Annotated in this window: 12 protein-coding genes and 2 pseudogenes; 5 read left to right on the top strand and 9 right to left on the bottom strand. The window is 64.3% G+C overall.

The window, feature by feature from the left end:
- Positions 1–3 precede the first annotated feature (3 nt).
- The 3 genes and pseudogenes from prfA to ACVW17_RS05625 all read right to left on the bottom strand — a co-directional run bounded on the left by prfA (position 4) and on the right by ACVW17_RS05625 (position 5112).
- Positions 4–1084: pseudogene (gene prfA / locus ACVW17_RS05635) on the bottom strand (peptide chain release factor 1).
- Positions 1085–1140: 56 nt separating this feature from the next.
- Positions 1141–3408, bottom strand: a complete 2268-nt coding sequence (gene ptsP, locus ACVW17_RS05630; RefSeq protein ID WP_456750997.1) for a phosphoenolpyruvate--protein phosphotransferase — start codon at positions 3406–3408, stop codon at positions 1141–1143.
- Between the two features lie 447 nt (positions 3409–3855).
- The gene (locus ACVW17_RS05625) at positions 3856–5112 is read right to left on the bottom strand and encodes an aspartate kinase (RefSeq protein ID WP_456750996.1); all 1257 of its coding nucleotides are present in this window, start codon (positions 5110–5112) and stop codon (positions 3856–3858) included.
- A 234-nt stretch (positions 5113–5346) separates the two neighbouring features.
- On the opposite strand from ACVW17_RS05625, the gene ACVW17_RS05620 reads away from it, so the two are divergent.
- The 3 genes from ACVW17_RS05620 (at position 5347) to ACVW17_RS05610 (ending at position 7706) form a co-directional block, all read left to right on the top strand.
- Positions 5347–5814, top strand: coding sequence for a PH domain-containing protein (locus ACVW17_RS05620; protein ID WP_456750995.1), 468 nt, complete (start codon positions 5347–5349; stop codon positions 5812–5814).
- 14 nt (positions 5815–5828) lie between these two features.
- Positions 5829–6587, top strand: coding sequence for a bifunctional 2-polyprenyl-6-hydroxyphenol methylase/3-demethylubiquinol 3-O-methyltransferase UbiG (ubiG, locus tag ACVW17_RS05615; RefSeq protein ID WP_456750994.1), 759 nt, complete (start codon positions 5829–5831; stop codon positions 6585–6587).
- Positions 6588–6806: 219 nt separating this feature from the next.
- On the top strand, positions 6807–7706 hold the full coding sequence (locus ACVW17_RS05610) for an EamA family transporter (protein ID WP_456750993.1): 900 nt from the start codon (positions 6807–6809) through the stop codon (positions 7704–7706).
- A 59-nt stretch (positions 7707–7765) separates the two neighbouring features.
- On the opposite strand, the gene ACVW17_RS05605 is transcribed toward ACVW17_RS05610, so the two are convergent.
- The 5 genes and pseudogenes from ACVW17_RS05605 to ACVW17_RS05585 all read right to left on the bottom strand — a co-directional run.
- Positions 7766–8206 carry an EamA family transporter gene (locus tag ACVW17_RS05605; RefSeq protein ID WP_456750992.1) on the bottom strand — a complete coding sequence of 147 codons (441 nt, stop codon included), beginning with the start codon at positions 8204–8206 and terminating at the stop codon, positions 7766–7768.
- 127 nt (positions 8207–8333) lie between these two features.
- Positions 8334–8804: a DUF1178 family protein gene (locus tag ACVW17_RS05600; RefSeq protein ID WP_456750991.1), complete on the bottom strand. Its 471-nt coding sequence runs from the start codon at positions 8802–8804 to the stop codon at positions 8334–8336.
- Positions 8801–9679 (bottom strand): carbon-nitrogen hydrolase family protein, encoded by an 879-nt coding sequence (locus ACVW17_RS05595; RefSeq protein ID WP_456750990.1) that lies wholly within the window; start codon positions 9677–9679, stop codon positions 8801–8803. Before ACVW17_RS05595 ends, ACVW17_RS05600 begins: the two co-directional genes overlap by 4 nt.
- Positions 9679–9951, bottom strand: coding sequence for a glutaredoxin 3 (grxC, locus tag ACVW17_RS05590; RefSeq protein ID WP_456750989.1), 273 nt, complete (start codon positions 9949–9951; stop codon positions 9679–9681). The genes ACVW17_RS05595 and grxC overlap by 1 nt, the downstream gene beginning before the upstream one ends.
- 29 nt (positions 9952–9980) lie before the next feature.
- Positions 9981–10319, bottom strand: a pseudogene (locus ACVW17_RS05585) (ComF family protein); the annotation flags it as partial.
- 161 nt (positions 10320–10480) lie between these two features.
- On the opposite strand from ACVW17_RS05585, the gene ACVW17_RS05580 reads away from it, so the two are divergent.
- Together ACVW17_RS05580 and ACVW17_RS05575 are read left to right on the top strand one after the other, a co-directional pair.
- On the top strand, positions 10481–11737 hold the full coding sequence (locus ACVW17_RS05580; protein ID WP_456796855.1) for a tyrosine-type recombinase/integrase: 1257 nt from the start codon (positions 10481–10483) through the stop codon (positions 11735–11737).
- A gap of 438 nt (positions 11738–12175) precedes the next feature.
- Entirely contained in the window at positions 12176–12721 is a 546-nt protein-coding gene (locus ACVW17_RS05575) for a hypothetical protein (RefSeq protein ID WP_456796854.1), read from the top strand.
- 10 nt (positions 12722–12731) lie between these two features.
- Here ACVW17_RS05575 and ACVW17_RS05570 read toward each other — a convergent pair whose 3' ends face one another.
- Entirely contained in the window at positions 12732–13811 is a 1080-nt protein-coding gene (locus tag ACVW17_RS05570; RefSeq protein WP_456796853.1) for a hypothetical protein, read from the bottom strand.
- Between the last annotated feature and the right edge of the window lie 15 nt (positions 13812–13826).

The following is a 13826-nucleotide window of genomic DNA, read 5'->3' as shown; positions in this document are numbered from 1 at the left end:
TCCTCAGGCCGCGGCGCCCTGGGCGGCGAGCTGCGCGGCCTGGTGCTCGGTGGTCAGCGGCATCGATCAGTTCGCTTAAGCTTTCGCCGGCGATCACCTGCGGCAGCTTATAGAGCGTCAGGTTGATGCGGTGGTCGGTGACGCGCCCTTGCGGGAAATTATAGGTGCGGATGCGCTCGGAGCGATCGCCGGAGCCGACCTTCTCCTTGCGGTCGGCGGAGCGCGCGGCTTCGACGCGCTGGCGCTCGGCGTCGTAGATGCGCGAGCGCAGGATGTTCATCGCCGACGCCCGGTTTTTGTGCTGCGAGCGGCTGTCCTGCATCATCACCACGATGCCGGTCGGCAGATGGGTGATGCGGATCGCGGACTCCGTCTTGTTGACGTGCTGACCGCCGGCGCCGCCGGCGCGCATGGTCTCGATCCTCAAGTCGGTGTCCTTGATGTCGACGTCGACGTCCTCGACCTCGGGCAGCACCGCGACGGTGGCGGCCGAGGTGTGGATGCGGCCCTGGGTTTCGGTGTCGGGCACGCGCTGCACGCGGTGCACGCCGGATTCGAATTTCAGCTTGGCGAACGCGCCGCGGCCCTGCACCTCGGCGATGATTTCCTTGAAGCCGCCGACGGTGCCTTCGCTGGCCGAGATCACCTCGACCTTCCAGCCCTGCAAGGCGGCGAAGCGCTCATACATCCGGAACAGGTCGCCGGCAAACAGCGAGGCCTCGTCGCCGCCGGTGCCGGCGCGGATTTCCAGCACCACGTTGCGGTCGTCCATCGCGTCCTTCGGCAACAGCGCGACGCGGATCTTCTGCTCGAGATCGCCGATCCGCGCCTGCAGCGTCTGAAGCTCAGCCTCCGCCATGCTGCGCATCTCGGGATCGGTACCGGCATCCGCCAGCATCGCCTCGGTGTCGCTGAGTTCGCTGCGGGCCGACCGATACGTCTTCACGGCGTCGATCAGCGGATTGAGCTCGGCGAGCTCGCGCGTGATCGCAACATAGCGGTCGGACTTGACCTCGCCGAGCAGCTCGGCCTCGAGCGAGGCGTGATGGGCGAGCAGGACGTCGAGTTTGGCTTCGGGTAGCATGGCGGTATCTCGAATTGCAGGAGGCGCGACGGGCGGCGGAAGCGACGACAGCGTCGCTACAAGGCCAGCCCCTCGGTTTCCGCAAACTTGGTCAGCGCCTCGCGGATCGACACGCTGCCGACCGGGGCGTCCAGCAGCGGATTGATCATCGCCTCGGCCTTCTTGGCGTCGAGGTCGAGGATCAACGCCTTCACCGGGCCGTGCGCCGTCGCCGACAGCGACAGCGAGCGATAGCCGAGCGCAATCAGCGCCAGCGCGCCGATCGGCTTCGAGGCCATCTCGCCGCACAGCGAGGCGACCTTCTTCGCGGTCCTGGCCTTGCGCACGATGTCGCGCAGCGCGCGCAGGATCGGCGCCGACAGGATGTCGAACCGCTCCGAGACCTTGGCATTGCCGCGGTCGACCGCGAACAGGAATTGGAACAGGTCGTTGGAGCCGACCGAGACGAAGTCGACCTTCTTCAGCAGTTCGTCGAGCTGGTAGAGCAGCGCCGGCACCTCGACCATGGTGCCGATGTCGATTCGCTCGGGCAGCGAATGGCCGTGCTGGCGCAGATAGGTCAGCTCACGCTCGACGATCGCCTTGGCCTGGTCGAACTCGGCGATGTCGGAGATCATCGGGAACATGATCTTCAGCGCGCGGCCGCCGCCGGCGCGCAGCAGCGCGCGGATCTGGCCGCGCAGCAGGCCGGGGCGATCGAGGCCGAGCCGGATCGCGCGCCAGCCGAGCGCCGGATTTTCCTCGACCACGGTCTCCATATAGGGCAGCGCCTTGTCTCCGCCGATATCGAGCGTGCGGAAGGTGACGGGCTTTGCGCCCGCGGCGTCGAGCACGGTGCGGTACAGCGCGAGCTGGTCGCTCGAGCGCGGCAGGCTCGGGCTCACCATGAACTGCAATTCAGTCCGGAACAGGCCGATGCCGGCGCTGCCGGTGTCCTCGATATGCGGCAGGTCGATGGTCAGGCCGGCATTGATCAGGAGCTCGATCGGCTGGCCGTCTTTGGTCACGCAGGGCTTGTCGCGCAGCGCCGAATATTGTGCCTGCCGCCGCGCCCGGAACCGGACCCGCTCGGCATAGGCCGATTCGATCTCGGTGGAGGGGCGGACATAGATCTCGCCGGAAATGCCGTCGACGATGATGGCATCGCCGGGATCGGCGATGCCGGGCGCATTCGGCACTTCGCCGACCGCGGGAATGCCGAGCGCGCGCGCCACGATCGAGACGTGGGAATTCGCAGTGCCTTCCTCCAGCACCAGGCCGCGCAGCCGCTTGCGGTCATAGTCGAGCAGCGCCGCCGGGCCCATCGCGCGGGCGATCAGGATGGCATTGTCGGGCAGTTGCTCGCGCGACGGCGCATGGTCCTGGCCGACCAGTTGCCGCATCAGGCGATGGCCGAGATCCTCGAGGTCGTGCAGGCGGTCGCGCAGATAAGGGTCGGTCGATCGCAGCATGCGGGCGCGGGTGTCGGACTGCACGCGCTCGACCGCGGCCTCAGCGGTCAGGCCGGTGGCGACCGCCTCATGCAGCTTGTGCGACCAGCCCTGGTCGTTGGCGAACATGCGGTAGGCTTCCAGCACCTCGCGGTGCTCGCCGCCGTCGGCGACGTCGCCGCGCTCCAGCATGCGGTCGAGATCGGCACGCAGGTTGGCCAGCGCGGTGTCGAGGCGCTTGACCTCCTTCGGCAGGTCCTCGGCGATGTAGTTGGTGATGACGACGCGCGGCTCGTGCAGCACGACATGGCCGAGCGCGATGCCGTCGGACAGCACCGCGCCGGTCTTGTGCAGCGAGTGCCGTGCGGCGGGCTCGGCGCCGGGCTGCGCCAGCGCGGCAAGCTCGCCGGAGGCGATCATCTCCGCCAGCACCATGGCGGTGGTCTGTAGCGCCTCGACCTCTTCCTCGACATAGGTGCGCTTGGCGCGGTTCTGCACCACCAGCACGCCGAGCGTATTGCCGGCGCGCAGGATCGGCACGCCGAGGAACGAGTGGTAGATCTCTTCGCCGGTCTCCGGGCGGTAGGCGAAGGCCGGATGGCTTTGCGCGTCGGACAGATTGAGCGGCGTCGCCTCGCTGGCGACGAGGCCGACCAGGCCTTCATGCGCGCTCAGCACGGTGCGGTGGACGGCGTCGCGGTTCAGACCTTCGGTGGCGTAGAGCTCGAGCGTGTTGTCGACGCGCAGCACGTAGCAGGAGCAGACCTCGGCCACCATGTTGGCCGCGATCAGCACCACGATCTTGTCGAGGCGCTCCTGGGCGGAGACTTGCTCCGCCATGGTTTCGCGGAGCCGTCTCAACAGGATGCGTGGGCCTCCCGACGCGCTCCGCATATGCTTCAGTCCCTCCCCACGAGGCCGGCGCACCTGGCCGGCCGGCCGCTGGCGCAAAACTCGTCAAAAACAACAATTTTAGTCATTCGGTGTCGCCGCTCGCGCCAGTTCCCGCCGATTCGGGATCGCTCAAACTGTGCCACAGTTTGCGACAGCCTACCTGACTGGCCGTATAGCCAATCGAGGCTGGCTTTGCCAAGCAAAACGCCTGCCAGTAGCAAATAACGTCTGCGTCAGCCCTATGCTGCGCCCGCTAAGAGAAATTCTAACTCCGGGGCGGGTGGAGGCCGGACATCCCGTGCTCGCTCCCCGTCATTCCATGGCGCGCCCCTTGGCGCGAGCCCGGAATCCATTGGGCCGCAATCCGGGTGGTGGAATGGAGTCCGGGCTCGACGCTTCGCGCCGCCCCGGAATGACAGCGGAGGGTGTCCCGCCTGCCTGTCGGCCCTACGCCTGATCCAGCCCGTACAGCGTGTGCAGCGTGCGCACCGCCAGTTCGGTGTAGGCGGCGTCGATCAGCACCGAGAACTTGATCTCGGACGTGGTGATGGCGCGGATGTTGATGTTGCGGTCGGCCAGCGCCTTGAACGCCTTCGCCGCGACGCCGGCATGGCTGCGCATGCCGCTGCCGATCACCGAGACCTTGGCGACGTCGGTCTCGGTGTCGAGCCGGGCGAAGCCGATCTTGGCCTTGGCGGCGGTAATGGTGTCCTTGGCGCGGTTGTAGTCGGTTGCCGGCACGGTGAAGGTGAGGTCGGTGGTCTTGCCGTCCTCCGACACGTTCTGCACGATCATGTCGACATTGATGTTGGCATCCGCGAGCGGCCCGAAGATCGCCGCGGCGACGCCCGGTTTGTCCTCGATCTGGCGCACGGAAATCTGGGCTTCGTCCTTGGAGAAGGCGATGCCGGTGACGACGTGCATTTCCATGATTTCCTCCTCGCTGCAAATCAGCGTGCCCGGCGGCTGGTTGGCGTGCGGGTCGATATCCTCTGGCTTGTCGAAGCTGGAGCGCACGAAGATCGGCATGTTGTGCACCATGCCGAGTTCCACCGAGCGAACCTGCAGCACCTTGGCGCCCTGCGAGGCCAGCTCCAGCATGTCCTCGAACGCGATCTTGTCGAGCCGGCGTGCCTTCGGCACCACCCGCGGATCGGTGGTGTAGACGCCGTCGACATCGGTATAGATGTCGCAGCGGTCGGCTTTCAGCGCGGCTGCGATCGCCACCGCCGAAGTGTCCGAACCGCCGCGGCCGAGCGTGGTGATGCGGCCGGTGTCGGGGTTGATGCCCTGGAAGCCGGCGATCACGGCGACTTCCTTGCGCTCCTTGAAGCGGGTGATGATCTCGGTGCCGTCGATCTCGAGGATCCGCGCCGAGGCGTGCGCGTCCGAGGTCTTGATCGGGATCTGCCAGCCCTGCCAGGAGCGGGCCTGGATGCCGATGCCCTGCAGTACGATCGCGAGCAGGCCCGACGTGACCTGTTCGCCGGAGGCGACCACCGCGTCATATTCGCGGGCGTCGTGCATCGGCGAGGCGTCGGTGCACCAGGCCACCAGTTCGTTGGTCTTGCCGGACATCGCGGAGACGACCACGGCGACCTCGTGGCCCGCGTCGACCTCGCGCTTCACGTGCTGCGCGACGTTGCGGATACGATCGATATTGGCGACGGACGTACCGCCGAATTTCATCACGAGGCGGCCCATGACGACGCGTCTATTCCTTTAAGAGGATAAGTAGGTTAACCCACGCCGAAAACCGCAAGCATGGGGACCGAAAGGCGCGTATACATAGCGCCGCGCCCGGGGGCAAGCCGGTTGGTGGGGCTCTCTTGAGGTCCTTCAGGGGTGTTTTGGCCGGTTGCGGGCGGGCTGTGGCGCAAGGGTAACTCACGGGTGACTCGCCGGGGGTGACCGGGGCGTAATGCGAAGGCGGATTGGATGGCACGTTACATCGACGATATCCTGCAGCCTGGCGAGAAGGTGCTGTATTCCACCAATGCGCACTGGATCTTCTACTGGCAGGCGATCCTGGCCTGGATCGTCGCGTTAGCGCTGCTGATCGCCTCGCGCCTGACGACGGTTGACGGCCTCACGCTGGCCTGCCTGGCGGCCGCCGCCGTGGTCGCCGTCGCGGCGCTGTACTGGACTGCCGCGGCCTGGTTCCATCGCTGGACCACGGAAACCGACGTCACCAATTTCCGCGTGGTGCACAAGAGCGGCTTCATCAAGCGGCGCACCTTCGAGATGAGCCTCGACAAGGTCGAGAGCGTCGACGTCAACCAGAGCATCATGGGACGGCTGCTCAATTATGGCGACGTCACCATCCGCGGCGTCGGCGAGGGCATCGAGATCATCAAGACGATCGCCTCGCCGCTGTCGTTCCGCAATTCGATCACCGCGCGATAGGGGCGCGCGCATCCATGGCGACACAATCAACTTTGTCCAATGCCTCCTCCGGTTCGGTCGATCCGGCCGAGGTCGCGAAATTCTCAAAGCTGTCGGATGAATGGTGGGATCCGCGCGGCAAGATGGCGCCGCTGCACAAGATCAATCCGCTGCGCCTGACCTATATCCGCGACGCCGCCTGCCGCAAGTTCGAGCGCAATGCCAAGAGCCTGAATTGCCTGTCCGGCCTGCGCCTGCTCGACATCGGCTGCGGCGCCGGGCTGTTGTGCGAACCGTTCACCCGGCTCGGCGCCCAGGTGATCGGGATCGATCCGTCCGCCACCAACATCGCCGCGGCGAAGCTGCACGCCGACAAGGGCCATCTGTCGATCGACTACCGCTGCACCACGGTGGAGGAGATGGACGCGCGCGAGCGCTTCGACATCGTGCTGGCGATGGAGGTGGTCGAGCACGTCAACGACGTCGGCGCCTTCATCAAGCGCTGCGCTGTCATGCTCAAGCCCGGCGGGCTGATGGTGGTCTCGACCCTGAACCGCAACTGGAAGAGCTTCGCGCTGGCGATCGTCGGCGCCGAATACGTGCTGCGCTGGCTGCCGCGCGGTACCCATGAGTGGAGCAAGTTCGTCACCCCCGCCGAGCTCGAGCGCTATCTCGGCGACGTCAACCTCACCGTCACCGAACAGGCCGGCGTGGTCTACAATCCCCTCGCCGACAAATGGACGGTGTCGACCGACATGGACGTCAACTACATGGTGGTGGCGGAGGAGGTGTAGCCTTCACCTCGTCCTGCTAGCGTAGCCCGGAAGGAGCGCAGCGTAATCCGGGACCGGTCTGTCCGCGGTTGGGGTGGCCCGGATTGCGCTTCGCTGCATCGGGGCTACGGCAGATCGCGGTGGCAGCGCAGCCCTGTCATGCGCCGTTTTGGTTGACCGCATCATCCGCAATCGGCACGCTCGGCGTGTATCCCGCCCCGGCACGCTTTCCTCACCCGCATGTTCACCATCGCCTCGCTCTGGATCCCCTTCACCATTGTCGCTGCGTTCGGGCAGGTGGCGCGCAACGCGATGCAGCGGCATCTCACCGCGCCGCTTGGCACCTGGGGTGCGACCAACATCCGCTTCCTGTTCGGCCTGCCGTTCTCGGTGGTGTTCTTTGCGCTCGCGATCATCGCAACCGGCGATCGCGTGCCGTGGCCGGCGGCCTCGTTCTGGCCGTGGCTGGTGTCCGGCGCGCTTAGCCAAATCGTCGGCACCGGCTTCATGCTGCTCGCAATGAACGACCGCTCTTTCGTGGTGACCACCGCCTATATGAAGACCGAGGCGATCCAGACCGCGATCTTCGGCTTCATCTTCCTCGGCGACCATCTCACGGCATCAAAGGTGATCGCGATCGTGATCGCCACCATCGGGGTCGTCATCACGGCGCTGCGGCCCGGCGGGCAAAAGAGCTTTGCCGATTTGCGCCCGACCGTGCTCGGCCTCGGCGCCGCCGCGGTATTCGCGATCTCGGCGGTGAGCTTTCGCGGCGCCATCATTGCGGTGCCCGGCGTCTCGTTCGTGACGGCGGCGTCCTGCACGCTGATGTGGAGCCTGTTCGTCCAGACCCTGATCCTGTCGGTCTATCTGTTGCTGCGCGCGCCCGACGTGCTGCGGAAGATCCTCGGCCTGTGGCGGCCCTCGCTGTTCGCGGGCTTCATGGGCGCGTTCTCGTCGCAATTCTGGTTCCTGGCGTTCGCGCTCACCGCCGCCGCCAATGTGCGCACGCTGGCGCTGATCGAGGTGCTGTTCGCGCAGGGCGTGGCGTATTTTTCGCTCAAGCAGCCATTCTCGCTGCGTGAGGTGTTCGGCATCATCCTGATCGTGATCGGCGTCGCGCTCTTGATCGCCGCCTAGACTCTCGGTTGACGCGTTTTCTTCAGGCGAACCGGTGCCCACTTCGCTCGAAAACGCTATCAGCCCTTGACGGCAATCAGCACCGCGCCGGCGGAGATCAGCGCGATCCCGATCCAGCCATAGGCCGACGGGCGCTCGCCGAGAAAGGCAGCGCCGAACAGCGCCACCAGCACCACGCTGAGCTTGTCGATCGGTGCGACCAGCGTCGCCGGCCCGAGCTTGAGCGCGCGGAAATAGCAGATCCACGAGGCGCCGGTGCCGAGCCCGGACAGCAGCAGGAACAGCCAGCTCTTGGCCGAGATCGGTCCGGCCTGGGTGAATTGCCCGGTCGCGAACAGGATCGCCGACAGCGTGATCAGCACGACCACGGTGCGGATCAGCGTGGCGAGGTCGGAGTTGATGCCCTCGACGCCGACCTTGGCGAAGATCGCGGTCAGCGCCGCGAACACGGCGGACAGAAACGCCCAGACCTGCCAGGAGGAGAAGGTTTCGGGGGTCATGCGAACTCCCTCCTGTCATTCCGGGGCGCGCGAAGCGCGAGCCCGGAATCCATTGGGCCACAGAACCCGCGTTGGAATGGATTCCGGGCTCGCGCCAAGGACGCGCCCCGGAATGACGAGAGGGGAGTCAATTCCTATCTTCCGGCAGCGTCGGCAGCGGTGAGACCTCGACGCCCTCGTCGATCAGCGCGCGCGCCTCTTCGGGCGAGGCCTCGCCGTAGATCGGCCGATGCTCGATATCGCCGTAATGCATCTTGCGTGCTTCGTTGGGGAAGCGCTCGCCGACATTGTCCGCGTTCTTGACGATGTGGTCGCGCAGTTCCTTCAGCTTGCTGCGCAGCTCGCGCTCCTGCGCCATCATCAGCGAGGTCGATTCGGTGGAAGCTGCCTCGACAGGCGCGACCGGCGCCTTCTGGGCCGGCTCGCGGCCCTTCTTGCTGACGACCCGGGGCGCCATGATGGCGCGCTCGACCTTATCGGAGCCGCAGGACGGACAATCGATCAGGTGACGCCGCTCCTGCGATTCATAGGCCGAAGAGCTCTGGAACCAGCTCTCGAACTGATGGCCCCGCTCGCAGCGCAACGTGTAGCGGATCATGCCGATCCCCGGACGAGGTGCAGATGCTCCGGGCCCGCCTTGGGGTCGGCGATGCCGAACCGCCTGCCATGCTGCAGCGAGGGAATGGTCTTGCGCGCGGTCTCGACCTTGGCGGGATCGATCTCGGCCAGGAATACGCCAGGCTCGACGCCGCCCTCGGCGAGGATCTCGCCCCAAGGGTCGATGATCAGCGAATGGCCGAAGGTCTCGCGCTTGTTCTCATGCAGGCCGGCCTGCGCGGCTGCGAACACGAAGCAGCCGGTCTCGATGGCGCGGGCGCGCAGCAGCGTGTGCCAATGCGCCTCGCCGGTCTTGCGGGTGAAGGCCGATGGTACGGTGAGGAACGACGCGCCGGCTTCGGCCAGCGCGCGGTACAGCGCCGGGAAGCGCACGTCGTAGCAGATTGTGAGGCCAATCCGGCCCCAGGGCAGGTCGGAGATCACCGCGGTCTCGCCGGGCTGGTAATTGGCCGATTCGCGGTAGCTCTCGCCGCCGGGCAGGTCGATATCGAACATATGGATCTTGTCGTAGCTCGCGAGGACATTGCCCTCCGGCCCGATCAGGAACGAGCGATTGACCGCCTTCTCCGGCGAATAGCGCAGCGCCAACGAGCCGACATGCAGATGGATCTTCAGCTCGGCCGCCAGCGCGCGGTACGCCTTCAGCGACTTGTCGTCCTCTTCGCTCGCCAAGTGCTCAAACAGCGCCTTGCGGTTGAGCTGCATCATGTTGCTGACCTCGGGGGTCAGCACGTATTTGGCGCCCTGCGCCGCCGCTTCGCGGATCAGCCGCGTGCCCTGCTCGAGGCTCGGCTCCGGCAGCAATCCGGTGCGCATCTGCACCATCGCGGCGGTGAAAATATTGTCCGTGCTCATCAGGCGCCGCCTCCGTTGCTGAGCAGGCCGTCGAGCTTGCCTTCGCGGTCGAGCGCGTAGAGCTCGTCGCAGCCGCCGACATGGGTCTTGCCGATGAAGATCTGCGGGAAGGTCGAGCCCGCGCCGGCGCGATCGTACATTTCGTCGCGATAGGCCGGGTTGCTGGCGACGCTCAATTCGGTAAACGCCGCGTTCTTGCGCGTCAACAGCGATTTGGCCGCGGTGCAATAACCGCAGCCCGGGCGGGTGTAGATTTCAATGGCAGCGGTCATGGTGTGCTCAGTTGAACCAGAATACCGGATTATATGGGAGCGCGGTGCTGGTCGACAACCCGGGCGAACACCAGCACGTCGACCTGCGCGGCCTTGGCGCGCAACAAGGCCCGCGCGCAGGCATCCACTGTCGCGCCCGAGGTCAGGACATCGTCGACCAGGATCACGCGGCGGCCCTGGATCTCAGCCTTGCGTTCATCGGCGACCCCGAATGCGCCCTGCACATTGCTGGCGCGGTCCTTCCGCGACAGGCCGATCTGCTGCTCGGTGGCGCGGGTCCGGCGCAGCGCCTCGGAGACCATTTTGACGCCGCTCTGGCGCGCGATCACCTTGGCGAGCGCGCCGGACTGGTTGTAGCGGCGGCTCCAGCCGCACTACAATTACCCGAGGAGCCTCGCCAAACCTCGCTGAGCCTCGATAATCACCATTATATCGGCATTTCTGATAGATGAGTAACGGAACGAGGTTTGACGAAACTCCTCGGAATACCCATTTATGGAAAATTGTTGCGTGATTTGGAGTCCCGGCCATGCCAAAAGAATTGCTGAAATCGAATGAGATCGCGAAGCGACTAAGCCAACCCGGCAAGCATCGCGACGGAGCCGGGCTCTATCTTCAAGTCGCAGCGAAAGGCCGCGCATCTTGGACGTATCAATTCCGTTTCAACGGTGGAACGCATTGGATGAGCATCGGGCCGGCGGCGACCTTCACACTTGTGGAGGCGCGCGAGCGTCACGGCCATCTGCGACGGATGCGAGATCGCGGTATCGATCCGCGCACCGTCCCGCATGACGTTTCCGCGTTCGTAGTTCCGACTGCGACCGATAGCGCCACGATGGTCCGCGCCGAGCCTGCGGCGGTCGCTGGGCGACTGTTTTCCGAAGTTGTAGAAATGTTCATTGCCGAGTTTGGGCCGGACTGGACGGGCGGCCTTGAGGGTAAGGAGGTCCAATCCTACCGGCGCACCCTGATCAGGGATTGCACTCTCGCGCGGCTCGGCGTCGCCGAGATCAAAACGGAACACGTTGAGGCCGCTCTCAAGCATTGGGCCGACAAACCCGTGACCGGCGAAAAGGTGCTGATGCGTGTCGGCAAAATCCTGAACTACGCGACCGCGAAGAAACTGCGGACAGGCGACAACCCGGCGCGTATCCGGGGCCATTTCGAATTCTTGGCGCGACCTGTAGTGCCGGAGAGCGAACACCATCCGGCGATGCGGGCGCAGGACGTGCCGAGCTTCGTTCGCGAGCTTGTGGCGAATGGCTCATCTGAAGCCAAAGCGCTCGCCTTCCTGATCTTGACCGGCGCGCGTTCCGATGAGGTCCGCTTGGCGCGCTGGAAAGAGATCAACGGCGACGTCTGGACCGTGCCGGCGGATCGCATGAAGGGCAAAAAGAAGGATCGACGGCCGCACAGCGTGCCGCTCTCGTCGGCCGCGTTGAAGCTCATCGGCAAGCCGGGCGATCCCGAGCACTTCATTTTCCCGGGCCGACGCTACGGCGCTCGCAAGCCGCTCTGGCATTCCGCGATGCGCGAGATCGTGAAGGCGCTGATCGGCGACAGGGTATCGGTCGAAGGATTGCAGCCCGTGCCGCATGGCTTCCGCTCGACATTCCGTGACTGGGCCGCTGAGGCGGGCTATCCCCGCGATCTAGCCGAGCGCGCCATTGCTCACAAGGTCGCTGGCAAGACGGAGAGCGCCTATCAGCGCTCGAAGCTGGTCGAACTACGCCGGCCGATGATGCTGGCTTGGTCAGACTTTGCTTGCGGGAGGGCGCGACAATGAACGCCATGTCCCGTGGCGGTGGATCGTGTTGCTTAACCCGCGTGTTTCTGTGGGGCGTCCACAACTGAGGCTTGCATCGGCCGAAGCCATAGCCCAGCATCGCGTGGCAACAATGGGTTCAGGGCGCTGATGGCGAAAAAGGCGAAGAAGGCCAAGAAGGCAAAGTCGGCGGTGAAAAAGGGGCGTGTGCGCGTCCCTGCGAGGTCGACTGACTGGATGCTTCCCCCGCGCAAGAAGGTGGCGAAAAAGAAATGAGTAAGGACGACAAACCCGGCCACGGCAAATCTGACCGACCGCAACCATCGCGTCCGCAACCGTCACGTCCGGTGGAGCGCCCAAATCCGGCGCACGACCAGCAAATTCGTAAAGATAGTGACGTTCGCAATACCCCCCGAACAACCGATTGGAATAAGCCGCCTCGGAAAGGACAATGATTGAGTGAGCGACTGGTCCGACGACGGCTACTATGACATCTGCTTTTCGGTCGAGCGGTGCCGCCGTTATCACTCAAAAATGCAGGCTTACTACGACTGGTGCTACAATCTCACCAGAGCCGCAACGGCGTTGACCGGCACGGCAAGCTTCTTCGCGCTTCTCGCGGGAGGAACTGAGATCGCAAAGTACCTGACGAGTGTTGTCGCCACAGCCGCTACTCTTGATCAGGTGTTCCGATTTAATCGAAAGGCGAGGATACACGAGGCGCTCGCCCGCAGATTTACTGATCTCAGTTCGAAGATCGCAGGTTGGGAGCCGATCCCTCAGAACTTAAAGAAGGCGCGGTCTGAGCGTCTCCGCATCGAAAAGGATGAGCCGCCGGTGCGGCGCTTGATCGATTTGCAAGCTCAAAACGAGGAAACACGAGCACGCGGCATATCGGAAAAGCATTGCGTGCCACTAAGTCGCTTCCAGCGATTATTTGGCTACGTCGGGACGTTCGGCATGCCGCGACTTGAAAAATGGGAAGCAGAGCGGCGGCGGGACTGATCGCGGGGTTCTACGCCGGAGGAGTAGTGGCGGCGGGTGGTACATTTTCTACTTTGGCTGGGAAGATTTTGTCTCCATTGGCTGGGATAATTTCAGTCAGCGCCGCTTCGACTTCCTGCGGCACTGCGCCACCCCCATCGTCTGGCGCTTCTGCTGCATCCGCCTCGATCTCTTCGCGCTTCTGCGCCTCGGTAGCGACACCCTCCCAGATAGCGCGGAATTCAGTATAGCTCTTCGGGTATTGGTTTTCGGTAAGCTCGGCGCCGGTGCCTAGGAGAACGGCAGACTCGATGCCTTCGTCTTCCATCAATTTCTTTAGGAGGACGCCAAGCTTAACGGGTGTCACAGTTGGAGGCCCGATAATGTCGCGCTCCAGCGCGAACACTTCGCGCCGCAACGCGCTCCGCTGTGTGTCGATCACAAGAATTGGATACGGGCGGCCCGAAATTACTCCCTTAAGCTCCTCACGCCCGAGATAAGTGAAGTCCCGCTTCCAGCGTGCCCCATCGGAACTGAACGACTCGCAAAGCGCGAGAGCCAACTCGACCGACACGATCAATCTGTCAGCCGATGAGAACTTCGCGAGACGAAATCCGCAATCGATGCTTTTTCCTAGAAAGTCAAATTTATGCGGCTCTTCGTCCGCGCGGCATTCGAGCTTCTCGTCACCCAGATCGACAGTTGACGACATGTCACTGTGAAAGATCTCGACGGTCACGTTAGGCGCAGGGAATGCGGCTAACCAAGCCGCGCCTTTTACGTCCAGGTGCTTGCCTCTTGAATCCAAAACGCGGCCATAGTCCTCCAACGATTGGAGGAACGCTTCTATAATACAAACGAGATGGTCCGAACTCTTAACGCGGCAACAGAAGATGATCTCGTCGCCGACGGTTTTCCAGACGAGGGGGCATGAATCTAGGAGCGGCTTGAAAGTCGCGGCCTGTTCGCCGAATCGCCGGCGCACCGTTGCCGGGAACTCCCGATAGAACTTCCCGATCTCGTCCACCCACATGGGGTGCGCGGAACTTTTCACCGGAGCTTCGCCGGCTCCACCCTTGAATGCGGTAGAGCCGACGAGATCAACCGACAAAAAGACGCGCGATCG

Source organism: Bradyrhizobium sp. USDA 4473 (assembly GCF_054063335.1).
This window is presented reverse-complemented; position numbering and strand designations above follow the sequence as displayed.